This window comes from Maribacter vaceletii (assembly GCF_003634105.1).
Lineage (GTDB): Bacteria > Bacteroidota > Bacteroidia > Flavobacteriales > Flavobacteriaceae > Maribacter_B > Maribacter_B vaceletii.
Genome location: NZ_RBIQ01000007.1, coordinates 26183 through 49733, shown reverse-complemented (window position 1 = coordinate 49733; position 23551 = coordinate 26183). Strand labels below are relative to the sequence as shown.

Annotated in this window: 29 protein-coding genes; 24 read left to right on the top strand and 5 right to left on the bottom strand. The window is 33.3% G+C overall.

The genetic code is table 11. The features are described 5' to 3' along the window. The 5 genes from CLV91_RS00390 to CLV91_RS00370 all read right to left on the bottom strand — a co-directional run bounded on the left by CLV91_RS00390 (position 1) and on the right by CLV91_RS00370 (position 10617). Positions 1–984, bottom strand: a complete 984-nt coding sequence (locus CLV91_RS00390) for a DUF3179 domain-containing (seleno)protein (protein WP_170146679.1) — start codon at positions 982–984, stop codon at positions 1–3. A gap of 80 nt (positions 985–1064) precedes the next feature. After that, positions 1065–2483, bottom strand: a complete 1419-nt coding sequence (locus CLV91_RS00385; RefSeq protein WP_121065584.1) for a SusD/RagB family nutrient-binding outer membrane lipoprotein — start codon at positions 2481–2483, stop codon at positions 1065–1067. Positions 2484–2494: 11 nt separating this feature from the next. Further along, entirely contained in the window at positions 2495–5764 is a 3270-nt protein-coding gene (locus CLV91_RS00380) for a SusC/RagA family TonB-linked outer membrane protein (protein ID WP_121062861.1), read from the bottom strand. A 341-nt stretch (positions 5765–6105) separates the two neighbouring features. Beyond that, entirely contained in the window at positions 6106–7563 is a 1458-nt protein-coding gene (locus CLV91_RS00375; RefSeq protein WP_121062859.1) for a SusD/RagB family nutrient-binding outer membrane lipoprotein, read from the bottom strand. A gap of 9 nt (positions 7564–7572) precedes the next feature. After that, positions 7573–10617, bottom strand: a complete 3045-nt coding sequence (locus tag CLV91_RS00370) for a SusC/RagA family TonB-linked outer membrane protein (RefSeq protein WP_121062857.1) — start codon at positions 10615–10617, stop codon at positions 7573–7575. A 392-nt stretch (positions 10618–11009) separates the two neighbouring features. Here CLV91_RS00370 and rpsL point away from each other — a divergent pair, with 392 nt between their 5' ends. The 24 genes from rpsL to rplO all read left to right on the top strand — a co-directional run bounded on the left by rpsL (position 11010) and on the right by rplO (position 23546). Continuing rightward, a complete protein-coding gene (rpsL, locus tag CLV91_RS00365; protein WP_013305196.1) occupies positions 11010–11384 on the top strand; it encodes a 30S ribosomal protein S12 in 375 nt (124 codons plus the stop codon). 21 nt (positions 11385–11405) lie between these two features. Beyond that, complete coding sequence (rpsG, locus tag CLV91_RS00360) at positions 11406–11882, top strand: 30S ribosomal protein S7 (RefSeq protein WP_121062855.1); 477 nt, start codon at positions 11406–11408, stop codon at positions 11880–11882. Positions 11883–11888: 6 nt separating this feature from the next. After that, entirely contained in the window at positions 11889–14021 is a 2133-nt protein-coding gene (gene fusA, locus CLV91_RS00355; protein WP_121062853.1) for an elongation factor G, read from the top strand. Positions 14022–14031: 10 nt separating this feature from the next. Further along, entirely contained in the window at positions 14032–14337 is a 306-nt protein-coding gene (gene rpsJ / locus CLV91_RS00350) for a 30S ribosomal protein S10 (RefSeq protein ID WP_121062851.1), read from the top strand. Between the two features lie 382 nt (positions 14338–14719). After that, positions 14720–15337, top strand: a complete 618-nt coding sequence (gene rplC, locus CLV91_RS00345) for a 50S ribosomal protein L3 (protein ID WP_121062849.1) — start codon at positions 14720–14722, stop codon at positions 15335–15337. Further along, positions 15337–15966 (top strand): 50S ribosomal protein L4, encoded by a 630-nt coding sequence (rplD, locus tag CLV91_RS00340; RefSeq protein ID WP_121062847.1) that lies wholly within the window; start codon positions 15337–15339, stop codon positions 15964–15966. The genes rplC and rplD overlap by 1 nt, the downstream gene beginning before the upstream one ends. A 5-nt stretch (positions 15967–15971) precedes the next feature. Further along, the gene (rplW, locus tag CLV91_RS00335) at positions 15972–16262 is read left to right on the top strand and encodes a 50S ribosomal protein L23 (protein WP_121062845.1); all 291 of its coding nucleotides are present in this window, start codon (positions 15972–15974) and stop codon (positions 16260–16262) included. Positions 16263–16271: 9 nt separating this feature from the next. Further along, a complete protein-coding gene (gene rplB / locus CLV91_RS00330) occupies positions 16272–17096 on the top strand; it encodes a 50S ribosomal protein L2 (protein WP_121062843.1) in 825 nt (274 codons plus the stop codon). 13 nt (positions 17097–17109) lie between these two features. Beyond that, positions 17110–17388 (top strand): 30S ribosomal protein S19, encoded by a 279-nt coding sequence (rpsS, locus tag CLV91_RS00325; protein ID WP_121062841.1) that lies wholly within the window; start codon positions 17110–17112, stop codon positions 17386–17388. A 3-nt stretch (positions 17389–17391) separates the two neighbouring features. Beyond that, a complete protein-coding gene (gene rplV / locus CLV91_RS00320; RefSeq protein WP_121062840.1) occupies positions 17392–17799 on the top strand; it encodes a 50S ribosomal protein L22 in 408 nt (135 codons plus the stop codon). A 1-nt stretch (position 17800) separates the two neighbouring features. Then, the gene (rpsC, locus tag CLV91_RS00315) at positions 17801–18520 is read left to right on the top strand and encodes a 30S ribosomal protein S3 (protein WP_121062838.1); all 720 of its coding nucleotides are present in this window, start codon (positions 17801–17803) and stop codon (positions 18518–18520) included. 20 nt (positions 18521–18540) lie between these two features. Continuing rightward, positions 18541–18966: a 50S ribosomal protein L16 gene (gene rplP / locus CLV91_RS00310; RefSeq protein ID WP_121062836.1), complete on the top strand. Its 426-nt coding sequence runs from the start codon at positions 18541–18543 to the stop codon at positions 18964–18966. Between the two features lie 11 nt (positions 18967–18977). Continuing rightward, positions 18978–19169, top strand: coding sequence for a 50S ribosomal protein L29 (rpmC, locus tag CLV91_RS00305; protein ID WP_121062834.1), 192 nt, complete (start codon positions 18978–18980; stop codon positions 19167–19169). A gap of 13 nt (positions 19170–19182) precedes the next feature. Next, positions 19183–19440: a 30S ribosomal protein S17 gene (gene rpsQ / locus CLV91_RS00300; protein WP_121062832.1), complete on the top strand. Its 258-nt coding sequence runs from the start codon at positions 19183–19185 to the stop codon at positions 19438–19440. Position 19441: 1 nt separating this feature from the next. After that, positions 19442–19810 (top strand): 50S ribosomal protein L14, encoded by a 369-nt coding sequence (gene rplN / locus CLV91_RS00295; protein ID WP_013993867.1) that lies wholly within the window; start codon positions 19442–19444, stop codon positions 19808–19810. 13 nt (positions 19811–19823) lie between these two features. Continuing rightward, positions 19824–20138, top strand: a complete 315-nt coding sequence (gene rplX / locus CLV91_RS00290) for a 50S ribosomal protein L24 (protein WP_121062830.1) — start codon at positions 19824–19826, stop codon at positions 20136–20138. Positions 20139–20140: 2 nt separating this feature from the next. Then, positions 20141–20692 carry a 50S ribosomal protein L5 gene (gene rplE / locus CLV91_RS00285; protein ID WP_121062828.1) on the top strand — a complete coding sequence of 184 codons (552 nt, stop codon included), beginning with the start codon at positions 20141–20143 and terminating at the stop codon, positions 20690–20692. A 1-nt stretch (position 20693) separates the two neighbouring features. Beyond that, positions 20694–20963, top strand: a complete 270-nt coding sequence (gene rpsN / locus CLV91_RS00280; protein ID WP_121062826.1) for a 30S ribosomal protein S14 — start codon at positions 20694–20696, stop codon at positions 20961–20963. Positions 20964–21031: 68 nt separating this feature from the next. Beyond that, entirely contained in the window at positions 21032–21430 is a 399-nt protein-coding gene (gene rpsH / locus CLV91_RS00275) for a 30S ribosomal protein S8 (RefSeq protein ID WP_121062824.1), read from the top strand. 18 nt (positions 21431–21448) lie between these two features. After that, complete coding sequence (gene rplF / locus CLV91_RS00270; RefSeq protein WP_121062822.1) at positions 21449–21991, top strand: 50S ribosomal protein L6; 543 nt, start codon at positions 21449–21451, stop codon at positions 21989–21991. Between the two features lie 10 nt (positions 21992–22001). Further along, entirely contained in the window at positions 22002–22355 is a 354-nt protein-coding gene (rplR, locus tag CLV91_RS00265; protein WP_121062820.1) for a 50S ribosomal protein L18, read from the top strand. An 8-nt stretch (positions 22356–22363) separates the two neighbouring features. Continuing rightward, complete coding sequence (gene rpsE, locus CLV91_RS00260; protein ID WP_121062818.1) at positions 22364–22888, top strand: 30S ribosomal protein S5; 525 nt, start codon at positions 22364–22366, stop codon at positions 22886–22888. An 11-nt stretch (positions 22889–22899) separates the two neighbouring features. Continuing rightward, positions 22900–23079, top strand: a complete 180-nt coding sequence (gene rpmD / locus CLV91_RS00255; protein WP_121062816.1) for a 50S ribosomal protein L30 — start codon at positions 22900–22902, stop codon at positions 23077–23079. A 14-nt stretch (positions 23080–23093) separates the two neighbouring features. Then, positions 23094–23546: a 50S ribosomal protein L15 gene (gene rplO, locus CLV91_RS00250; RefSeq protein WP_121062814.1), complete on the top strand. Its 453-nt coding sequence runs from the start codon at positions 23094–23096 to the stop codon at positions 23544–23546. The last annotated feature ends 5 nt before the right edge of the window (positions 23547–23551 follow it).

The window sequence follows — 23551 nt, the reverse complement described above, 5'->3', positions numbered from 1 at the left end:
TTATTTTATGATATTAGTTTTTTCAAACATATTTTGGAAACTTAAAGTTCCTCCTAAATACCCTTTTTTTATAACCAATTGTTTGTAAATATTTGGACCTTCAAAACAATACCCATTCCAATCGTATTTATCTAGACCGTCTATTAAATAATTTCCGGAGGAATGAATGGAAAGAGTCTGGTTTTCATTTAAGATAAATACACGGACAATATTTTTATTTTTATCTCCAATAATAAATGTGCTTTTTAGCTTACATGAAAATTTTTCTTTTGAAGAAATTTTTTTAAATGGAATTATATCAATATTGTTTTTTATTTTATCATTATTTATTCCAATTGACATATGCTCCCAATCTAATACTTCTTCAGAGTTGTAACCCCTAGTTTGTTGGTATAAGCCTAAATCTTCATCTAAAACTTGTGCTACTTTTATATTACTATAAATATTTTTAATGGTTCCCCATCTAGTATCCAATAGAGGTAATGAATTCCCTAAAATATATTGTTGTCCAGCAATACGTCTTTCTTGCATTTGAGAAAAATAACTGTCTTTTTTTGAGTTGTACATGACTAGGTTTTCTCTATACCTAAAGCCAGAGGCTTTTAATTTATTACCAAGTTCAAGTTTAAAAACAAGTGTGGTGTTTGTTATAGGGCAATGCGATACTGCATATGATTTTCCATTCCAATTAAAGTTTAAAACTTCAAAGTATCCTAAATCACCAAATAAAAAAACTAAGTTTTGATCCTCTATATTAACTAATGCAACTCTATGTTTATTTGATATTTTATTTAAATAAATTGGCTCAGAAGTAAATTGTAAAGAATCTATTTCAGGGAATGGATCAAACTTACCAATTAAATCATTTTCAGAAATTTCCCAGTGAATTTTTTTTGAATTAGTTAACTCATCTTCGTTATTACTATTTATTGTTTCTGACTTTGAACATGATATTATAAAAAGAAAAAGTATAATATATTTCATGAATTTATGATTTATTAAATACATAAAAAGGCTGTTGTAAAACAACAGCCTTTTTTAATATAAGTTAAGATGTAATTAAATTACTGTGCATCCCAAAATACTTTAGTTGTTTTAGTATCTCCACCAATTGCAGCTGCTGCAGCATCTAATTGCGTTCCATTTAATGTAGCTTCTGTTACAGGATATAAGAATCTTGTTGGTATGTCTGCTAAAGTTTGACCTTCAGGAGCATTAAAAGTAAGAGTATCAAATATTCTCCATGTTGTCCAACCTTCAAATCCATTATTAAACATAGCTATCCATTTTTGTTGTGCTATCTTTTGTTTCCAATCCCCAGCTGCGGTAGTATATGCTACTTCAGTTTGAGCTAAATAAGTATCAACATCAGCTTGTTCGCCTCCCCATTCAAGTATAGAAGTAGAAACACCAGCATCGTAATAAGCTTCAGCAGTACCAGTAACAGAATATCCTCTTTCAACAGCTTCAGCTAGTAAAAAGTTTACTTCAGACGCGGTAATAATACTACCAATTAAATCTGGAGTTTTCATTAAATCTGATAAATTAGAATTTACAGAGGCATTATTTGCACTACCATATGTTCCTCCAACATAATCTCCATTTACAGTATTGAAGAAGAAAGGTCTTCTAGGATCATTTAGTGGATTTAATACATCAATGTATGTGTTTGCTGCAATAAAATCATTTCTGCCACTTTGTACTAAAGACACCCATAATGGATTTGTATTTGGCGCAGACCCTAAATATTGAATCCCAAAATTGTCATCATTAGTAGTTATTAAATCTGAAACAGAAATAGATTCTACAGTTTGTTGTGCTAACGAAGCATTTACATCTGCAAGTCTAAGACCCATTCTTAGTTTTAATGATGTTGCTGCTTTTTTCCATTTCGTTAAATCTCCATTATAAATTGGATCTTGAGCTGAAGAAAATCCTTCTGATCCACTCATATCAGAAATAGCTGTATTTAATTTAGAAATTAAATCTATATATATTGTAGCAGCGTCATCATATTTAGGACTAGAATTAGTTGGGTCTAATGCCTCTGTATAAGGCACATCTCCAAAAGTATCAACTAAAACAGAGTAAGCATAAACTTCCATAACGCTGATAATAGCATTTTTGTTAGTTAAATTACTAGCTCCTTCTTCAGCAAGAACTTCCTTAGAACCTTTTAAATCTTGTAATACATCTCTGTAAAGAGTATTCCAAATATATCCTCCATTATTACGTGTAATTTGATTGTATTGACTTTCGTCTGGGTACGTTGTTTGTGCCCAATACTGAGCATACAATCTAAATACATTTTCATTAACACTACAAGAATTCATTAAATCAAATAAATTTCTTGTTCCGTTTGTAAAAAGAGCATCACCAGGAACTATTGTAGGGTTTTTTTGATCTCTATTTAAACTTTCGTCTATTTCACATCCACTAAGGGCAAGTACTAGACTAAATAATAAAATTATATGTTTTTTCATTTTCATTTTTTTTAAAATTCTAGATTAAGGTTCAATCCAACTGTTTTAAGAGTAGGGTAAGATCCTGATAAATAACCTTGAACATTTCCTGCTCCTAAACCAGATTCAGGATCAGCAAATGGTACATTTTTATCAATAATCCATAAGTTTCTACCTACTAAAGAGATTGTTGCTGCAGAAACAAATTTACCTTTTAGCCACTTATCTACTGGCATTTGATATTTAAGCGAAAGTTCTCTTAATTTAATATATGATGCATCATAAACAGTTAAAGCAGCTGGGTTTCTACTAGAATTACCCCAGTAATATGCTCCACCAAAATAATCAGCTCTTGCTCTTGTTGTATTTGGTTGTCCATCTTCCGTAACACCAGGATTTAATACACCTCCACTATCAGCGCCGCTAGTTACAGGGTCACGCTTTGGGTTACCTAATTCGTTTAATCCTGCAGTATAATATGGAAGACCTGTCCCTTGTCCATAATGGGTATCTAATGAATAAACATCACCACCTTTTTGAATATCTATTAAGAAATTTAAAGAAAGTTCTTTATATCTAAGAGTGTTAGAAACACCACCTAACCAATCAGGGTTTACATTTCCTAAAACTTGATCCGCTTTTGCAACATAATAACCATTTGCGTCAACAATTTTTTGACCATTACTATGATAATCAAATCCAGTTCCTCGTATAGAACCATATGCCTCACCAACCGTAGCATTTATAGAAATACCGCCTTGAAAAGAATTTAATTGTAAGTTTTCTTGACCTCCAAATAAACTAACAACTTTATTTTCGTTTTTAGACCAGTTTACGTTTACATTCCATGCAAAATTATTTGTTTCTACAGGTGTAAAATTAAGTCCAACTTCAATACCTTTATTTTCCATTTCACCAGCGTTTACCCATCTTCTAGTAAAACCTGTTGTAGTACTTAAAGAAACATCCATTAACTGGTCTTCAGTGTTTTTCTTATAAGCAGTAATGTCAAAACCAACTCTGTTATTAAACATTCTAGCTTCTAAACCAAATTCAATTTCTTTAGTTCTTTCAGGAATTAACTCAGAATTTTGTTTTGTTCCTGGATATGAAACTATTACAGAACTACCAAAGTTATTGTTAATGGTAAAGGTGTCATAAACATTATTTGCAGGTAAATCATTACCTACTTCTGCATATCCTCCTCTAATTTTACCAAAATTTAACCAACTAGCATCTATTAAGTTTGAGAAAATTAAACTTGAACTTATTGCATAATAATTATATTTATTATTACCAGAAGGTAATGAAGAAGATACATCATAACGATCTGTAAGGTCTAGATATAACATATTTTTATATCCTAAAGATGCTTGTGCATAATAACCGGCAACTTTCTTTTTTTCTAATGTTTCTTTTGGTTTAGGAACAGCGTTAACAGAATTGCTTAAAGAATATAGTTCTGGTACAATAATACCTCCAGCAGTTGCTTGGTGATAAAAACTATATGTTTCACTTCTTAAGTTTACTCCGGCAACACCAGTTAAAGTTAAATCATCGTTAAATGCTGTATTAACATTAAACATTAAATCATAGTTGTATTCTCTAAATGAAATATCTTTTCTGTCATATCCAGAAGATTCGTCATCTCTTAGTAGTCCAAATGGTGCGGCTACAGAACCTACAGCTCTTCTTTCCTCTCTTAATTCATCGTAAGAATCTACTGCTCCTTTAGCAGTAACATCTAACCAATTTGTTAAACTATATGTTGCAAATAAATTACCATAGAAACGTGCTCTTCTATCATTTTGGTAATTTTTATATCTTGACCAATATGGGTTATCCCAATAATGTGGTTGTAAAGCACTACCACCTTGAACAAAACCACCTTCATGATTCCAAGAATAGTTTTGCCCTGTTTCATTAAATATTGCTTGTTGTTCTTTAACATCAACATTCACTTGCCACCATTGTCTAAATTGGGACATTAAGTTATCACTATAACCAGTAGAGTTTCTACCAACAGTTCTTTGTATAATGAAATTTGCGTTTGAACCAACTTGTAACTTATCATTTACTTTTAAAGTACCATTAAGGTTAAAAGTGTTTTTGTTCAAGTTTGAGTTTGGTAACATACCTTTTTGCTCAAAGTTAGTATAACCTAAACGGTATGTCATTTTTTCATTCCCTCCTGCAACAGAAACGGAATTATTGTATTGATAAGACGTTTCAAAAAAGTCTACTGGCGTATTTTTGCCTGCAACATAAGGTGTTGCAGTTTGGTAATTAGCATGTTCTGGAACAAAAGCATCCCATTGGTAAACTAAACTACCATCTAATGGAGCTCCATAAGAACCATCGTCAAATGTAGGAACAACTATATCAGTTATACCATCTCCGGTAGCATCTATATCTTGAAAATAACTATCTTCATTTATACCATAATATGGTCCATAACCAGCTCCATATTCATCTTGGTATTCTAAAAAAGTACTTTTATCTATTGATCCTACTGTAATTCCAGATGATACAGTAACTTTTGCATTTCCAGATCGTCCTTTTTTTGTAGTGATAATTATAGCACCATTAGACCCCCTAGAACCATAAATTGCAGAAGCAGCGGCTCCTTTAAGTATGTTTATAGAAGCAACATCGTCTGGGTTAATATCTGAAGCTGCGTTTCCATAATCATAACCGGTGCTACCGCCTTCTTGGGCAGTTGTGTTGTTTATTCTGTTAGAAATTGGAATACCATCTATTATAAATAAAGGTTGGTTATTTCCTTTTAAAGAACTTACACCTCTAATTAAAAAGTTAGAAGAACCACCAAAGTTATTATTAGCTTTAATTTGAACCCCACTTACTTTACCAGAAAGAGAGTTTACAACATTATCTACTTTAACTGTAGAAACTTGATCTCCTTTTATTTCTTGTGCTGCATAACCAAGAGATTTTTTTTCTCTTGACATACCCATTGCAGTAACAACAACCTCTTCTAAGGCTTCTGCATCTTCTTGCAATTGAATATTAACAGTATTGGAAGCTCCTACTATAGCAGTAGCAGTTTTTTGTCCAATGTAAGAAAACATAAGAGTCTGTCCTTCAGAAGCATTTATGCTATAATTACCATCAAAATCTGTTTGTGTTCCGGATGTAGATCCTTGTACAACAATGTTAACTCCTGGTAAGGGTAGACCATCTTGATCGGATACCGTACCTGAAACTGTTTTCTCTTGCGCAAGAGTAACATGCGCAATTAACGCTAAGAGAAGCGTCAAAATCCCATTTAATTTTGTTCTCATTTTTAAATTATTTGAATTAGCTAATTACAAAAGTCTTAATTAATTGTTAATTACACAACTTTTATTTCGAATTAATTATGCATGCATACAATTAAAGTTGTAATATTTCTGTTAATTTTTTGTTTTTTTGATTAAAATTATAACATATAGCATTTTTTTATTTATTAAATAACAAATTTTGGCCCCTCGATTTTAATCTTTTAAGAAAAACAGCAATGATGTATTATTAAATTGTTAAAAATCAAATATTTAAAAAGTAAGTAGGTTTGATGATATTGTAAAAATCACAAAAGCCATTCTTTTTTAAAAGAATGGCTTTTTGAGAATTTTATATTGGAGTTTTATTTTTGGTTCCACCAAACTTTGTCAGTTTTGTAATCTGTATTCGGTACATTTTCTGTATTATTTAAAATTGAATTTGTTGGATAGGGGAATCTTTCTGGTATTTGAGAGCTATAATTTATTATTGGTAATGGAATATTAGGGTAGCCTGTTCTTCTATAGTCATTGTAAGATTCAATTTGTAGAAAATTTGCAATATACTTTTGTTCAATAATTATTTTTTGTGCTCCTTCTAAATTATTTGGTATACTTATGTTATTTATAAATGTATTTATATCACTTTCAGATAATGTTAGGACTCCATTTGTATTTAATTTTTCTAAGTTTGCTTTTACTGCATTTTTTAAAAATATTTCGGAATTACTGTAATCGGATTTGTGAGCATATGCTTCTGCTACAATAAATAGTAATTCATTATAGGTCATCCAATCTACACTAGTTGTGTTTTTTATGAAGTAATCATTTGTGTTTAATTCTCCTTCGGCTTTTGAATTAGAAACCATAGAGATTTCTGAGTTTTGGATTTCTGTTCCATTTTCTGCTCCAATAATATTACCGTCTTCTTGTTTTAGAGCATATGCATTTAACCTTGGGTCTAAATTAGAGGATAACATAGTAACAATAAATTTATTTATAAAAATATCTGTCCATTTATCTTCCCATTGTGCCCATGGGTTATTTGCATCTTCTTTGTCTTCAAACGCATATCCAGCATCATCGTCATTAGAAGAAAATCCATCCATAGCATATGTAAGTGCTAAATCTGCCTGATTTGTTCCTTTTGCATATATTAAGCGTAGTGCATAGCGAGCTCTAAGACTGTTGGCAAGTTTTTTCCATTTTGATAAGTCTCCATCATATAATAAATCTTGGTTTGTGTTGGCATTAGAGTTTATAGCAGCAGTTAATGATGTGTTTGCTTCATTTAATAGTTGATCAATAGAATTGTATAAACTTTCTTGACTGTCAAATTTAGGTTTAGTTATGTTTTCATTAAAAGCTTCAGACCATGGAGCTTCTCCCCAAAAGTCTGCTAAAATTGAAAGGGCATACGCTTGTATTACTTTTCCAATACCAATGTAGTGTGGATTATTATTTGCTTCGGCTTTACTAATCATATTATTTGCGTCTTTTAAAACCCCAGTATATAGACCAAATTGCCAAGTGTTGTTTATGTCTGTGTCGTCTATAAAAAGAGTGGAAATGCTTCTGCTGGTGCCATCGTCTGCTATTTGTTGTGTCCAAAGGCTCGATGCTCTTGCTGGGTAACCTCCTGCTAATTCATAAGATAATTGAGTTGTTAAACCTGGTAATATTACATCTTCTGTAATTTGTGCGTCACTTGGAGAATCTGGATCAGTATTTACATCAAGATAATCGGAACAACTTATAATAAACAGACTTGTAAAAAGAAGTGTGCTTAACTTGTATATAGATTTTTTATTTATTTTTTTCATAATATTTTTTTAGAAAGATAGGTTAAGAGTTAAGCTATAACTTTTATTAGAAGGTATTTGGAAATTTGTAATCCCTTGCCCATTTCCACTTCCATATAAGCTAAGTTCTGGGTCGGATCCTGTAAAAGAATCATCTGTCTTTATCCATAAGTTTCTACCTGATAAACTTAATTTTGCAGAATTAAATCCTGTTTTAGTTATTAATCTAGATGGTATATTGTAAGCTAGAGTAACGTTTCTAAGTTTAATAAAATCTGTTTTTTGAACAAATTCTTCATCGCCAGCATAGGCATTCCAGTAATTAAAATCTTTTTTTATGGGTATAGTGTTAACTTCTCCAGAGGATTCTATTATGCCATCTATTATAACATCTTTTTCTCTATCAGCAGTTAATATAGATGTTCCGTAGAACGATGTGTAAAACTCATCTAAATTGTATATTTTGCCCCCCACTCTTATATCCATTACTCCAGATAATTCAAATCCTTTATACCTCACATTAGTGGTTAGTCCTCCTGTCCAATCTGGTGTTGCGGTTCCAGCGTTACCAACTTCTCCAAACTGTATATAGCCATCGTCATCTAATAAAAGCTGTCCTTCCTCATTTCTTTTATATAGGGTTGTCCAAATTACACCATAAGGTTCCCCTTTTCTGATAAAAATACCAGGATTTGTAAAGCCAGATAGCCTAACAGATTCTACTCCTTCTGCAAGTTCTATAACTTTGCTGTCATTTTTAGAGTAATTAACTCCTATGTCCCAGCTAAAATTTTCAGTCTCTATTGGAGTGACATTTGTGGCTATTTCTATACCTTTGTTTTCAATGGACCCTGCATTTTTAAAAATTGAACTAAAACCTGTTGCTGCTGCTAGAGGTACTTCAAAAATTTGATCTTCACTTTTTCGGTCATAATAATTAAATTCTATTCCAAGTCTGCTTTGAAAAAACTGTAAGTCGGCACTTATTTCAATTTCATTTGTAAATTCTGGAGTTAACTCAGGGTTTCCTTTTATAGCACTCTGAACATAACTTCCTGATCCTTGAAAAGGGAAGTTTATGTTTCCTCTTTGTCCGTCTCCAGGGTTAGCCTTTATGTTTCCTGTTATTGTGGAGTATTCTGGAGCGTCTTTTCCTATTCTAGAATAGGAAGTTCTTAGCATGGCTCTATTAAGAGTGCCATGTAAATCAAAAGTTTTTGCTAAATCTATGCCTAAGCTTCCAGAATAATAAAAGAAGGAGTTTTTGTTTGATGGTAGTGTAGAGGACCAATCATTTCTTCCAGTTAAAGTTAAAAATAGATAATCATCGTAACTAAAATTTGCCTGACCATAAAAAGAATAGTTTCTTTTTATGGTGGTTTCCTCATCGGTTTGTAAAGATGTTGTATTGGAGAGGTCGTAAAAATCTGGTATAACAAAAGAAGCACCTTCAGCATATAGTGAAGAATTTTTTCTGTCTAATAAATTATATCCAATTAAATAATCTGCAGTAATTTTTTCGCTAAAGTTTTTATTTATAGTTAGGATTATGTCTGTGTTAAAATCTCTGTTTGTTCTATCCGTTTGTAAAACTCTGCCGCTAGAATAAGTCCCAATAATTCCAGAATTCTCAATGGATCTAGCATTTGATAAGTTGTAATCCATGCTAGAGGTGGCTTTTAGCTTTATCCATTCTAAGATGTTGTATGTTAAAGAGATAGATGGCTGAAATCTATTTGTTTTTGAAGTTAATCCGGTGTTTTCTAATAAGTGATATGGGTTGTTTCTATTTGTTCTATATAGGCGTTGAGATCCGTCTTCGTTTGTAGCGGGTAGTAAGTTATATGATATTGGTGCTCCGGCTATGGTCCACATAATAGATGTTCTTCCATTTCCTTCAAAAGGTCTTTTGTTAATGCTATTGGTGTAGCTTAATTTTGCGTTTACACTTAATTTTTTGGTTATGTCATGAGAAGAATTAAATAGAAAAGAATATCTGTCAAAAGAATTGGTTGGAACGGTTCCTTCTTGATTAAAAATACCTACAGACGCATAATAGGTTGCGCTTTCTGACCCTCCTCTTACGCTTAAAATATTGTCTTTTGTAATACCAGTTCTAAATATATCATAAGGGTTGTATTGGGATATTCCTAATTCTGAAATTTTTGGCCCCCAGCTTAATGATGTTTGGTCTCCAGGTTCTCCGGTTCTATAATTTCCTCCAGAACCTTGAGTATATATTTGCTGACGCTTTGGTTCAATAATAGTACTAATAGTAGTAGAGGATTTAAAATTAAATTGAGCAGAGCTGTTTTTGTTTCCTTTGTGGGTGTCAATTACAATTACACCATTTGCTGCTCGAGAACCGTATATGGCAGATGCTGCAGCTCCTTTAAGAATTGTAATATTTCTAATTTGATCAGGTGAAATGTCTATTGACCCTCCAGATGTGCTGCCGTAGAATAATGCTTGGTCTTCATCTCTAGAATCAAACTGATTTTCGGTGTTGGATACGGGGATGCCATCAATTACATATAAAGGAGTGTTGTCATAGTTTAAAGAAGATACACCACGGATTAAAATTCTTGAAGAGCCTCCTGCTAACCCAGAAGAGCTATTTATCTGTACGCCTGTAGTTTTTCCTGCAAGTGCGTTAACAAAATCAGTTTCATGGGCATCTAGCATTTTTTCGGTATCAACTGTTGCTACAGAATATGCAAGCTTACTAGGGTTTTTGCTTTGCCCTAAACCTACGACAACAACTTCTTCAAGTGCTTGAGCATCTTCCTCCATTGTTATATTGATAGTGGTTTGCGTTTTTATTGCTACTCTAATTTCTTTTTGCCCCAGATAGGAAAAGAGGATGGTTTGCCCTTGATTTCCAGTTATCAAATAATTTCCATCAAAATCTGATTGTGTTCCGTTGGAGGTTCCTTCAATTAATATGTTTACTCCAGGTAAGGGTAGACCATCTTGATCGTAAATAGTTCCAGAAATTGGTTTTTCCTGAGCAAATGAAATTTGCACAAGAAATCCTATAAAAATTATACAGGTTTTTTTAAATATTTTTTTCATTCTATATTTTTTGATTGATTATTTCAAAAGTCATAATTTCTTACTAAAGAAACAATTATTCTTATGTTAGTAACATAATTAAAAATGTTTGTTATGTTGTGTATATATGTGTTGTGATGGAATTACCTTCGTAAAATTCATATAATATTTTCAGCAAGCCTAAATGCGTCACAATTGTAAGTTTTTTATTACAATAATATTAAAAACGTTTAATTTTTGTTTTTATTTAGTATTAATGAATTTAATGGGTTTCTAGCAGTTTTTTAAGTAGATATTGTGGTAAGAAAAAAAAACTTTTAAAATAAGTTGGTTAGGATTTGAATTTTGTTTAAATATTACTACATTTGCCGACCCTTAAATAGGGGTAAGTTATATATACATATAAAAATAGTATGCCAACAATTTCACAATTAGTACGAAAAGGAAGGGCCACGATTACTAAGAAGAGTAAATCGGCTGCTTTGGATTCGTGTCCACAAAGAAGGGGAGTTTGTACACGTGTTTACACAACTACACCAAAGAAACCAAATTCAGCAATGCGTAAAGTTGCAAGGGTTAGGTTAACCAATGGTAAAGAGGTAAATGCATACATCCCTGGAGAAGGACACAACCTCCAAGAGCACTCGATAGTATTAGTACGTGGAGGAAGAGTAAAAGATTTGCCAGGAGTTAGGTATCATATCGTAAGAGGTGCTTTAGATACTGCAGGTGTTGCAGGAAGAACGCAACGTAGATCTAAATATGGCGCAAAACGCCCTAAGAAGTAAACCACTTTTTAAAGAAAAGACATGAGAAAAAAACAGGCAAAGAAAAGACCATTGTTACCGGATCCAAGATTTAATGATCAGCTGGTAACTCGTTTTGTAAATATGATGATGTGGGACGGTAAAAAATCCGTTGCATTTAGTGTTTTTTATGATGCAATTGATATTGTAGAGGAAAAAAAGACTGACGAAGAAAAAACAGCTTTAGAGTTGTGGAAAGATGCTCTTTCTAACGTAATGCCTCACGTAGAGGTAAGAAGTAGAAGAGTTGGTGGTGCAACATTTCAAATTCCAATGCAAATTAGACCAGACCGTAAGATTTCAACTGCTATGAAGTGGTTAATTAGTTATGCAAGAAAGCGTAATGAAAAGGGTATGGCTCAAAAATTAGCAGCGGAAGTATTAGCAGCTTCTAAAGAAGAAGGTGCAGCAGTTAAGAAAAGAGTAGATACTCATAAGATGGCTGAAGCAAATAAAGCATTCTCTCACTTTAGATTTTAATCAGAAATGGCAAGAGATTTAAAATTCACAAGAAATATAGGTATTGCTGCACATATTGATGCAGGAAAAACCACTACAACAGAGCGTATATTATTTTATACGGGTGTTAGTCATAAAATAGGAGAAGTACATGATGGTGCTGCTACTATGGACTGGATGGAGCAAGAACAAGAAAGAGGTATTACAATTACTTCTGCGGCTACTACATGTGAGTGGCAGTTCCCTACAGAAAATGGAAAGCCAGCAAGTGACGCTAAAGGGTATCACTTTAATATTATTGATACTCCTGGTCACGTTGATTTTACAGTAGAAGTAAACCGTTCATTAAGAGTTCTTGATGGTTTGGTTTTCTTATTTAGTGCTGTTGATGGTGTTGAACCTCAGTCAGAAACTAACTGGAGATTAGCAGATAATTATAAAGTGCCAAGAATTGGTTTTGTTAATAAGATGGATCGTCAAGGGTCTAACTTTTTAATGGTTTGTAAACAAGTTAAAACAATGTTAGGTTCTAATGCAGTTCCTATTGTTTTGCCAATTGGTGAGGAAGCTGATTTTAAAGGGATTGTTGACTTAGCTAAGAATAGAGCTATTGTTTGGCATGATGAAGGATTTGGTTCTACTTTTGATGTTATTGACATTCCAGAAGAGATGAAAGCGGAAGTAAAGGAGTATAGAGCTGCTTTAATTGAGGCTGTTGCTGAGTATGATGAGGAGTTAATGGAGAAATTCTTCGAGGATGAAGATTCTATTACAGAAGAAGAGGTGCATGCTGCATTGAGAGCTGCTGTAATGGATAGAGCTATCATTCCAATGATATGTGGTTCATCATTTAAGAATAAAGGAGTTCAGTTTTTATTGGATGCTGTTTGTAGATATTTACCATCTCCTTTAGATAAGGACGATATTATAGGTACAAATCCAGATACTGATGAGCAAATTTCTCGTAAACCAGATGTTAAGGAGCCTTTTTCTGCCTTAGCATTTAAAATTGCTACCGATCCTTTTGTTGGTCGTTTGGCATTCTTTAGAACATATTCAGGTCGTTTAGATGCTGGTTCTTATATATTAAATAATAGATCAGGTAAAAAAGAACGTATTTCTCGTATTTACCAAATGCACTCTAATAAGCAAAATGCTATTGATTTTATCGAAGCTGGTGATATTGGTGCTGCTGTAGGTTTTAAAGATATTAAAACCGGGGATACTATGTCGGATGAAAAACATCCTATAGTGTTAGAGAGTATGGATTTTCCTGATCCAGTTATTGGTATTGCTGTAGAGCCTAAAACAAAGGCTGATGTGGATAAGTTAGGTATGGCTTTAGCTAAATTAGCAGAAGAAGATCCAACTTTTCAAGTTAAGACTGATGAGGCTTCAGGACAGACAATTATTTCTGGGATGGGAGAACTTCACTTAGATATTATTGTGGATCGTTTAAAGCGTGAGTTTAAAGTTGAAGTTAACGAAGGTGAACCTCAAGTAGAATATAAAGAAGCTTTAACTAGAACGGCGTCACATAGAGAAACTTATAAAAAGCAATCTGGTGGTCGTGGTAAGTTTGGTGATATTGTATTTGAAATGGGTCCTGCTGATGAAGATTTCGAAGGAACTGGATTACAGTTTGTTGATGAGATTAAAGGTGGTCGTATACCAAAAGAATTTATTCCTGCTGTAGAAAAAGGATTCCAAGCTGCAATGAAAGATGGCCCTTTAGCTGGTTTTGAAATGGATGCAATGAAAGTTGTTCTTAAAGATGGATCTTTCCACCCTGTGGATTCAGATGCATTATCTTTTGAACTTGCTGCAAAAATGGGATACAAAGCTGCTGGCAAAGCTGCTGGTGCCGTTATAATGGAACCAATAATGAAACTAGAAGTGTTAACTCCAGAGGAGAACATGGGTGATATTGTTGGGGATTTAAATAGAAGAAGAGGAACTATTAGTGATATGAGTGATAGAGCTGGTTCTAAGGTTGTAAAAGGTACTGTGCCATTATCAGAAATGTTTGGTTATGTAACTTCTTTAAGAACACTTTCTTCTGGTAGAGCAACATCAACTATGGAATTTGCACAATATGCAGAAACTCCATCAAATATATCAGAGGCGGTTATTAAAGCATCAAAAGGATTAACTGTATAAATTTTAGAAGATGAGTCAAAAAATTAGAATAAAACTAAAATCTTACGATCATAGTTTGGTAGATAAATCTGCTGAAAAAATCGTAAAAACGGTTAAGACTACAGGTGCTGTTGTAACAGGTCCTATACCTTTGCCAACGCATAAAAAAATATTTACGGTATTGCGTTCTCCGCACGTAAATAAAAAGTCTAGAGAACAATTTCAACTAAGCTCTTATAAGAGGTTATTAGATATATATAGTTCTTCATCAAAGACAATTGACGCTCTAATGAAACTGGAGCTTCCTAGTGGAGTTGAAGTAGAGATTAAAGTGTAATTGCATATTGCAATATATAATTTAATAAAAGCCTAGAAATTTAATTTCTAGGCTTTTTCTTTGCAAAAAAGGGTTTTTTTTTATTGTTTTTTACTTGTTTAAGTGTTTTTATTTATTAGGAATAGAATATCTTTAAATATCTTTAAATATAGTTTGGTAAACCGAAAAATATTCCTATTTTTGCCGCCACTAAAAACCTCTTTAGGTAAATAAAGTGTACATGTCCTGAGCTGCGTGCGAAGGAAAAACGGAAAAAACAAAATTCAGGGTTGAATTAGTTTTGACCCTTTTTTTATGTGTAAAAGTTAAGAGTAATACGAATAATTAATATAAACGGAGATGGGATTTATTTTTTAAATCAAGTATCCATAATTTAAAACAAATGTCTGGGTTAATAGGAAAAAAAGTAGGCATGACTAGTATTTTTGACGATAATGGTAAAAATATGCCATGTACCGTTATTGAGGCTGGACCATGTGTGGTTACCCAAGTCAGAACCGAAGAGGTAGACGGGTATAATGCCCTTCAGCTTGGTTTCGATGACAAGGCGGAAAAACGTGCTAATAAGGCTGAAACAGGTCACTTTAAAAAAGCAGGTACTTCACCTAAGAAAAAAGTCGTTGAATTTCAGGAATTTGAAGGAGAGTACAAATTAGGAGACACTGTAGGTGTTGATGTTTTTGTAGAAGGTGAATTTGTTGATGTTGTAGGCACATCAAAAGGAAAAGGTTTTCAGGGTGTTGTTAAAAGACATGGCTTCGGTGGTGTTGGTCAAGCAACTCATGGTCAACATAACAGATTAAGAGCTCCGGGTTCTATAGGTGCGGCTTCGTATCCTGCTAGAGTTTTTAAAGGTATGAAGATGGCTGGAAGAATGGGTGGTGATAAAGTTACTGTTCAAAATCTTAAAGTATTGAAAATAGTTCCAGAAAAAAATCTTTTAGTAGTAAAGGGTTGTGTTCCTGGACATAAAAACGCTTACGTAACTATTCAGAAGTAATGAAGGTAGCAGTTTTAGATATTAAAGGAAAAGATACGGGTAGGAAAGCAGAGCTTTCAGATTCAGTTTTCGCAATAGAACCAAATAATCATGCGGTTTACTTAGATGTTAAGCAATATTTAGCACATCAAAGACAAGGTACACATAAGGCTAAGGAAAGAGGAGAGATTGCTGGTAGTACTAGAAAGATTAAAAAGCAAAAAGGTACTGGTACGGCTCGTGCTGGTAGTATTAAGTCTCCAATCTTTAGAGGTGGTGGTCGTATTTTTGGCCCAAGACCTAAAGATTATACGCAAAAGTTAAACAAAAATGTTAAGCGTTTGGCTAGAAAATCTGCACTTACAATTAAGTCAAAAGAGAATGCAATTGTAGTTCTTGAAGATTTTAGTTTTGATGCGCCAAAAACTAAAGATTTTATTGAGGTTCTTAAGTCTTTAGGCTTAGAAAACAAAAAGTCTTTATTTGTGTTGGGTGATTCAAATAATAGTGTATATTTGTCTTCGCGTAATTTAGAGCGTTCTGAAGTTGTAACTAACTCAGAATTAAGTACTTACAAGATATTAAATGCAAATAATATTGTATTGCTTGAAGGTTCTTTAGAAGGAATTGAAGCAACTTTAAATAAATAGGAAACATGAGTGTGTTGATAAAACCGATAATAACTGAGAAAATGACCGCTGATAGCGAGTTGTATAATCGTTATGGTTTCTTTGTTAGTCCAAAGGCTAATAAGATTCAGATAAAAGATGCTGTTGAAGCAACTTACGGTGTTTCCGTAAAAAAGGTACGTACTATGAATTACGGGCCTACTAGAAAGTCACGTTACACTAAGACAGGTGTACAGCATGGAAAGACAAATGCTTTGAAAAAAGCTGTTGTTGATGTAGCTGAAGGTGATATAATTGATTTTTACAGTAATCTATAAAGACAAGAGATGTCAGTTAGAAAATTAAAACCAATCACTCCTGGGCAGCGTTTTAGAGTAGTTAATGGATTTGACGCCATTACTGCTGATAAGCCGGAAAAAAGCTTGCTTGCTCCGTTAAAAAAATCAGGAGGTAGAAACAGTCAAGGAAAAATGACAATGCGCCATAGAGGTGGTGGTCATAAAAGAAGGTATCGTGTAATAGATTTTAAAAGAGATAAGCAAGATGTTGCTGCTACTGTAAAGTCTATTGAATATGATCCAAATAGAACAGCATTTATTGCTTTGTTAGAATATGCTGATGGAGTAAAAAAATATATAATTGCACAAAATGGTTTGCAAGTTGGTCAGAAGGTTTCTTCGGGTCAAGGTGCAGCTCCAGAAGTTGGTAATGCACTTGCTTTAAGTGAGATTCCATTAGGAACTGTTATTTCTTGTATAGAATTACGTCCTGGTCAAGGTGCTGTTATGGCTAGAAGTGCAGGAACTTTTGCTCAATTAATGGCAAAAGACGGTAAGTTTGTTACTGTAAAAATGCCTTCAGGAGAAACTAGATTAATTCTTTCTGGTTGTATGGCTACAATAGGAGCTATTTCGAATTCTGATCACCAATTATTGGTGTCTGGTAAGGCAGGTAGAACTAGATGGTTAGGTAAGAGACCAAGAACTAGACCGGTAGCAATGAACCCAGTGGATCACCCAATGGGTGGTGGTGAAGGTAGAGCTTCTGGTGGTCATCCAAGATCAAGAAACGGAATACCTGCTAAAGGATTTAGAACTCGTTCTGAGACTAAGAGTACAAACAAGTATATAATAGAACGTAGAAAGAAATAAAAAGTAGAAAGAAATGGCACGTTCACTAAAAAAAGGACCTTACGTTCACTATAGTTTGGATAAGAAAATCCAACAGAATGCAGCTTCTGGTAAAAAGTCAGTAATTAAGACTTGGTCTAGAGCTTCAATGATAACACCTGATTTTGTAGGTCTTACTATTGCGGTACATAATGGAAGACAATTTGTCCCTGTTTTTGTTACTGAAAATATGGTAGGTCATAAATTAGGAGAATTTTCTCCAACACGATCTTTTAGAGGTCATGCAGGGGCAAAGAATAAAGGAAAAAAGTAAGCTATGGGAGTTCGTAAAAAACAAATGGCCGAAAGAATAAAGGCTGAAAAACAAAAAGTAGCATTTGCTAAACTTAATAATTGCCCTACTTCTCCAAGAAAAATGCGTTTAGTTGCAGATTTGGTAAGAGGTAAGAAAGTTGAAAGCGCTTTAGCTACTCTAAGATTTAATCCTAAAGAGGCTTCTAGAAGGTTAGAGAAATTATTGCTTTCTGCAATTGCAAATTGGCAAGCAAAGAATGAGGATGCTAATGTTGAAGATGCTGATCTTATTGTAAGTGAGATTAGAGTGGATAGTGGTAGTATGTTAAAAAGATTACGCCCTGCGCCTCAAGGAAGAGCACATAGAATTAGAAAACGTTCCAACCATGTAACATTGGTTGTTGGGTCTAACAATAATACACAAAGCTAGAATGGGACAAAAGACAAATCCAATAGGTAATCGTTTAGGAATCATCAGAGGTTGGGAATCTAACTGGTACGGTGGTAATGATTATGGAGATAAGTTAGCTGAGGATGATAAAATTAGAAAATATATTCATGCTCGTTTATCAAAAGCAAGTGTATCTAGAGTTATCATTGAGCGTACTTTAAAACTTATTACTGTTACGGTTACAACGGCAAGACCTGGTATCATAATTGGTAAAGGTGGTCAAGAAGTAGACAAGCTTAAAGAAGAGCTTAAGAAAATTACAGGTAAGGAAGTTCAGATTAATATATATGAAATTAAAAGACCTGAGTTAGATGCTAATTTGGTTGCGGCAAGTGTTGCAAGGCAAATTGAATCTAGAATATCTTTTAGAAGAGCAATAAAAATGTCTATTGCGGCTGCTATGAGAATGAATGCTGAAGGTATTAAGATTCAAATTTCTGGACGTTTAAATGGTGCAGAGATGGCTCGTTCAGAATCTTATAAAGATGGACGTATTCCATTATCTACTTTTAGAGCAGATATTGATTATGCTTTGCATGAGGCTCATACTACTTATGGTAGATTGGGAATCAAAGTTTGGATAATGAAAGGTGAAGTATATGGAAAGAGAGAGCTTTCTCCATTAGTTGGAATGCAAAAGAGCCAAGGTGGAAAAGGTGGAAAAAATGATGGTGGAAGAAAACCACGTCGTAGAAAGTAATTTTTTAAAGAAGTAAGAAAATGTTACAACCAAAAAGAACGAAGTTTCGTAAAATGCAGAAGGGCCGTATGAAGGGTAATGCCGGAAGAGGGCATTTGCTTTCAAATGGTATGTTCGGTATAAAGTCCTTGGATACATCTTTTTTAACATCCCGTCAAATTGAAGCTGCTCGTATTGCTGCTACAAGATATATGAAGAGAGAGGGGCAGTTATGGATAAAGATATTTCCAGATAAGCCTATTACGAAAAAACCTTTAGAGGTACGTATGGGTAAAGGTAAAGGTGCTCCAGAATATTTTGTAGCTGTTGTAAAACCAGGTAGGGTTTTATTTGAAATAGCAGGAGTATCTATAGATATAGCTAAAGAAGCCTTACGTTTAGCTGCGCAAAAATTGCCAGTTAAAACTAAATTTATTGTGGCTAGAGATTATACTGTTCAAGATTAAACGTAAGTATCATGAAAAAACAAGAAATAAAAGAATTGTCCAACCAGGAACTTACGGAGAAGTTGGTGGAGTTAAAAAAACTTCATGCTGATTTAAAGATTGCGCATTTTGTAACACCTCTAGAAAACCCACTTCAAATAAGAAAAGTTAGAAGAACAGTAGCTAAATTGGCTACGGAATTAACTAATAGGGACAACCAATAATTGGTTCTGCTTTATGGAAAAAAGAAACTTAAGAAAAGAGAGAATAGGAGTAGTAACTAGTGATAAAATGGAAAAATCCATTGTTGTTGCAGAAGTTAAAAGAGTTAAGCATCCTATGTACGGTAAGTTCGTGTTAAAAACAAAGAAATATGTTGCACACGATGAAAAGAATGATTGTAATATTGGCGATAAAGTCAAAATTATGGAAACACGTCCTTTAAGTAAGAACAAGTGTTGGAGATTAGTAGAAATCTTAGAAAGAGCTAAATAATATGTTACAGCAAGAATCTAGACTAAAGGTAGCAGATAATACCGGTGCAAAAGAAGTTTTGACTATACGTGTACTTGGTGGTACAAAAAGAAGATATGCTTCAATTGGCGATAAAATCGTTGTTACTGTTAAGGAGGCAACTCCAAATGGTGGTATTAAAAAAGGAGCAGTTTCTACAGCGGTAGTTGTAAGAACTAAAAAAGAAGTAAGAAGACCTGATGGTTCATATATACGTTTTGATGACAATGCGTGTGTATTGTTAAATCCAACTGGAGAAATGAGAGGTACGCGTGTTTTTGGGCCTGTAGCTAGAGAACTTCGTGACAAACAATTTATGAAAATTGTATCATTAGCCCCTGAGGTACTATAATATATTCAGTACAATGAAGAAATTAAAAATTAAAACAGGAGATACGGTTAAAATTACTGCTGGTGACCATAAAGGTACGGAAGGTAAAGTTTTAAGTGTAAATCTTCAGAAAAACAAGGCAATTGTTGAAGGTGCTAATATGGTGTCTAAACATGAAAAACCTAGTGCAAAAAATCCTCAAGGAGGAATTGTTAAAAAAGAAGCTCCAATTCATGTTTCTAATCTTTCTTTAGTTGACCCTAAATCTGGTGATTTAACCAGGGTTGGTTATGACTTAAGAGATGGTAAGAAAGTTAGAGTTTCTAAAAAATCCAATGAAGTAATTTAGTTATGGCTTACGTTGCAAGATTAAAAACAGAATATACAGAGCGTATTGTAGGTGCTCTTAAAGAGGAATTTGGTTATAAAAATATAATGCAAGTTCCTAAGTTAGAAAAGATAGTTGTAAGTAGAGGTATTGGAGCTGCAGTTGCTGATAAAAAGTTGATTGATCATGCTGTTGATGAAATGACTATTATTACTGGACAGAAAGCTGTTGCTACTATGTCTAAGAAGGATGTTGCTTCTTTTAAATTACGTAAAGGTATGCCAATAGGTGCTAAAGTGACTTTGCGTGGTGAAAGAATGTATGAATTCTTAGATAGATTGGTTACTAGTGCGTTACCTAGAGTTCGTGATTTTCAAGGAATTAAAGCTACTGGTTTTGATGGAAGAGGGAATTATAGTTTAGGTATTACAGAGCAAATCATATTTCCTGAAATTAATATTGATAAAATTAATCGTATTAATGGTATGGATATTACATTTGTAACTTCTGCAAATACAGATAAAGAAGCAAAATCATTATTAACCGAATTAGGATTACCTTTTAAAAAGAACTAGTATGGCTAAAGAATCAATGAAAGCCCGCGAAAGAAAAAGGGCAAAAACTGTAGCTAAATATGCTGAAAAAAGAAAAGCTTTAAAAGAAGCTGGAGATTATGAAGCGCTACAAAAATTACCTAAAAATGCATCGCCAATTCGTATGCATAATCGTTGTAAGCTTACTGGAAGACCTAAAGGATACATGAGAACTTTTGGAATTTCTAGGGTTACTTTTAGAGAAATGGCTAATCAAGGTTTAATACCAGGTGTTAAAAAGGCAAGCTGGTAATTATTAAGAGTATTAACTGGTTTCAGGTTTAACAATAGTGTTAAAAACCGTCACCGAAATAAATAAAAATGGTAACTGATACTATAGCAGATTATTTAACAAGAATTAGAAATGCCAGCAGAGCAGGGCATAGAGTGGTAGATATACCATCTTCTAATGTTAAAAAAGAAATAACAAAAATATTATTCGATCAAGGATATATATTAAGTTATAAATTCGAACAAGACAAAGTACAAGGTTCTATCAAAATAGCTTTAAAATATAATAAAGTAACTAAAGAGCCTGTAATAAAAAAATTACAACGTGTTAGTAAACCTGGTTTACGTAAGTATGTTGGAAAACAAGACTTGCCAAGGGTTCTTAATGGACTTGGTGTAGCTATAGTGTCTACTTCTCATGGAGTAATGACTAGTAAGCAGGCGCAAGATGAAAATGTAGGTGGCGAGGTATTATGCTACGTTTATTAATATTTAAAGATTAAAAAAATGTCTAGAATAGGTAATAATCCAGTAGCAATTCCAGAAGGTGTAACTGTTGAAGTTAAAGATAATGTTGTTACTGTAAAAGGTAAATTAGGAGAGTTAACTCAAGAATTCTCTGGTGTTTCTATAAATGTAGAAGAAGGTGAAGTAAAAGTTACTAGATCATCAGACTCTAAAGATCAAAAAGCAAAACACGGTTTATATAGATCATTAGTTTTGAATATGGTTAATGGTGTCTCTAAAGGGTGGACAAAAGAACTAGAACTTGTAGGTGTAGGTTATAGAGCAAGTAATCAAGGTCAAAAGTTAGATTTAGCTTTAGGTTTTTCTCATAATATTGTTATTGATTTAGCTCCAGAAGTTAAAGTGGAAACAATATCTGAAAAAGGTAAAAACCCAATAGTAAAATTAACTTCATACGATAAACAATTGGTTGGTCAAATTGCAGCAAAAATTAGATCATTCCGTAAGCCAGAACCATATAAAGGAAAAGGTATTAAGTTTGTTGGAGAAATATTAAGAAGAAAAGCCGGTAAATCAGCTTAAGAATAGCATTATGAAATTATCAAAGACACAAAGAAAATATAGAATTCGTAGAAGAATACGAAAAGTTTCTTCTGGTACGGCAGAAAGACCTAGATTATCAATTTTCAGAAGTAATAGTGAAATATACGCTCAGTTAATAGATGATGTAAAAGGTATTACTTTACTTGCAGCGTCATCTAGAGATAAAGCAATTGATTCTAAAGGAAACAAATCAGAAATTGCAAAATTAGTTGGAAAAGCAATAGCTGAGAAATCTTTAAAAGCTGGTTATGATAAAGTAGCTTTTGATAGAGGAGGGAATTTATATCACGGAAGAGTTAAATCTTTGGCCGATGGCGCAAGGGAAGCAGGACTTAAATTTTAAATAGCATTATGTTTCAAAAATATAAAAACGTAGAGACAGTAAAACCAGGAGGTTTAGATTTAAAAGACAGATTAGTTGGTGTACAAAGAGTTACCAAAGTTACTAAAGGTGGTAGAGCTTTTGGCTTTTCTGCAATAGTAGTTGTAGGTGATGAAAACGGAGTAGTTGGTCATGGTCTTGGAAAATCTAAAGAGGTAGCAACTGGAATTGCAAAAGCAATAGAAGATGCTAAAAAGAATTTAATTCGTATTCCTTTAAATAAAGGAACTTTACCTCATGAGCAAAAAGGTAAATTTGGTGGTGCTAGAGTTTATATCCAACCAGCATCTCATGGTACTGGAGTTATTGCAGGTGGAGCTGTAAGAGCGGTATTGGAAGCTGTAGGTGTTCAAGATGTATTATCTAAATCTCAAGGGTCATCTAACCCACACAATGTAGTAAAAGCTACTTTTGATGCTTTATTACAATTAAGAGATGCTAAGACAATAGCTCAAGAAAGAGGAGTTTCTTTAGAAAAAGTTTTTAAAGGATAATATAAGATATTATGGCAAAGATTAAAGTAACACAAATACGTAGTAGTATAAAAAGACCTTTAAATCAAAAGAGAACTTTAGAAGCTCTAGGTTTAAAAAGAATAGGACAGGTAGTTGAACATGATGCAACTCCTAGTGTTATAGGTATGGTAAATAAAGTTAAACACTTAGTTTCTTCTGAAGAAGCTTAATATATATTAGTGTAATGAATTTAAGTAATCTAAAACCAGCTGAAGGATCTATTCAAAGAGACGGTAAGCGTATAGGTAGAGGTCAAGGATCAGGTAAAGGTGGTACAGCCGCAAGAGGTCATAAAGGTGCTAAATCTAGATCTGGTTATTCTAAAAAGATTGGTTTCGAAGGTGGTCAAATGCCATTACAAAGGCGTGTGCCTAAGTTTGGTTTTACCAATATTAATCGTAAAGAATATAAGGGTGTTAACTTATCTACTTTACAAGAATTAGTTGATAATAAAGTTATTAAAAACGAACTTACTTTTGACGCATTAGTTGAAAATGGTTTAGTTGGAAAAAATGATTTAGTTAAGATATTGGGAGGAGGAGAATTAAAAGCTTCTCTTAAAGTATCAGTTCATAAATTTACAGCAACAGCAAAAGCTGCTATTGAAGCAGCAGGTGGTGAAGCAATAAGTTTATAAGTATA

What these genes read in the sequence shown, in the direction of transcription:
- rplV (WP_121062840.1), top strand. Translation starts at nt 17,392, where the DNA reads ATGGGAGTTCGTAAAAAACAAATGGCCGAAAGAATAAAGGCTGAAAAA.
- rpsG (WP_121062855.1), top strand. Translation starts at nt 11,406, where the DNA reads ATGAGAAAAAAACAGGCAAAGAAAAGACCATTGTTACCGGATCCAAGA.
- rpsN (WP_121062826.1), top strand. Translation starts at nt 20,694, where the DNA reads ATGGCTAAAGAATCAATGAAAGCCCGCGAAAGAAAAAGGGCAAAAACT.
- rplN (WP_013993867.1), top strand. Translation starts at nt 19,442, where the DNA reads ATGTTACAGCAAGAATCTAGACTAAAGGTAGCAGATAATACCGGTGCA.
- rplB (WP_121062843.1), top strand. Translation starts at nt 16,272, where the DNA reads ATGTCAGTTAGAAAATTAAAACCAATCACTCCTGGGCAGCGTTTTAGA.
- CLV91_RS00370 (WP_121062857.1), bottom strand. Translation starts at nt 10,617, where the DNA reads ATGAAAAAAATATTTAAAAAAACCTGTATAATTTTTATAGGATTTCTT.
- rplO (WP_121062814.1), top strand. Translation starts at nt 23,094, where the DNA reads ATGAATTTAAGTAATCTAAAACCAGCTGAAGGATCTATTCAAAGAGAC.
- rplD (WP_121062847.1), top strand. Translation starts at nt 15,337, where the DNA reads ATGAAGGTAGCAGTTTTAGATATTAAAGGAAAAGATACGGGTAGGAAA.
- CLV91_RS00390 (WP_170146679.1), bottom strand. Translation starts at nt 984, where the DNA reads ATGAAATATATTATACTTTTTCTTTTTATAATATCATGTTCAAAGTCA.
- rpsH (WP_121062824.1), top strand. Translation starts at nt 21,032, where the DNA reads ATGGTAACTGATACTATAGCAGATTATTTAACAAGAATTAGAAATGCC.
- rpsJ (WP_121062851.1), top strand. Translation starts at nt 14,032, where the DNA reads ATGAGTCAAAAAATTAGAATAAAACTAAAATCTTACGATCATAGTTTG.
- rpmC (WP_121062834.1), top strand. Translation starts at nt 18,978, where the DNA reads ATGAAAAAACAAGAAATAAAAGAATTGTCCAACCAGGAACTTACGGAG.
- CLV91_RS00375 (WP_121062859.1), bottom strand. Translation starts at nt 7,563, where the DNA reads ATGAAAAAAATAAATAAAAAATCTATATACAAGTTAAGCACACTTCTT.
- rplR (WP_121062820.1), top strand. Translation starts at nt 22,002, where the DNA reads ATGAAATTATCAAAGACACAAAGAAAATATAGAATTCGTAGAAGAATA.
- rpsE (WP_121062818.1), top strand. Translation starts at nt 22,364, where the DNA reads ATGTTTCAAAAATATAAAAACGTAGAGACAGTAAAACCAGGAGGTTTA.
- rpsL (WP_013305196.1), top strand. Translation starts at nt 11,010, where the DNA reads ATGCCAACAATTTCACAATTAGTACGAAAAGGAAGGGCCACGATTACT.
- rplE (WP_121062828.1), top strand. Translation starts at nt 20,141, where the DNA reads ATGGCTTACGTTGCAAGATTAAAAACAGAATATACAGAGCGTATTGTA.
- rpsC (WP_121062838.1), top strand. Translation starts at nt 17,801, where the DNA reads ATGGGACAAAAGACAAATCCAATAGGTAATCGTTTAGGAATCATCAGA.
- rplC (WP_121062849.1), top strand. Translation starts at nt 14,720, where the DNA reads ATGTCTGGGTTAATAGGAAAAAAAGTAGGCATGACTAGTATTTTTGAC.
- rplW (WP_121062845.1), top strand. Translation starts at nt 15,972, where the DNA reads ATGAGTGTGTTGATAAAACCGATAATAACTGAGAAAATGACCGCTGAT.
- rpmD (WP_121062816.1), top strand. Translation starts at nt 22,900, where the DNA reads ATGGCAAAGATTAAAGTAACACAAATACGTAGTAGTATAAAAAGACCT.
- fusA (WP_121062853.1), top strand. Translation starts at nt 11,889, where the DNA reads ATGGCAAGAGATTTAAAATTCACAAGAAATATAGGTATTGCTGCACAT.
- rplP (WP_121062836.1), top strand. Translation starts at nt 18,541, where the DNA reads ATGTTACAACCAAAAAGAACGAAGTTTCGTAAAATGCAGAAGGGCCGT.
- rplF (WP_121062822.1), top strand. Translation starts at nt 21,449, where the DNA reads ATGTCTAGAATAGGTAATAATCCAGTAGCAATTCCAGAAGGTGTAACT.
- rplX (WP_121062830.1), top strand. Translation starts at nt 19,824, where the DNA reads ATGAAGAAATTAAAAATTAAAACAGGAGATACGGTTAAAATTACTGCT.
- rpsS (WP_121062841.1), top strand. Translation starts at nt 17,110, where the DNA reads ATGGCACGTTCACTAAAAAAAGGACCTTACGTTCACTATAGTTTGGAT.
- CLV91_RS00380 (WP_121062861.1), bottom strand. Translation starts at nt 5,764, where the DNA reads ATGAGAACAAAATTAAATGGGATTTTGACGCTTCTCTTAGCGTTAATT.
- rpsQ (WP_121062832.1), top strand. Translation starts at nt 19,183, where the DNA reads ATGGAAAAAAGAAACTTAAGAAAAGAGAGAATAGGAGTAGTAACTAGT.
- CLV91_RS00385 (WP_121065584.1), bottom strand. Translation starts at nt 2,483, where the DNA reads ATGAAAAAACATATAATTTTATTATTTAGTCTAGTACTTGCCCTTAGT.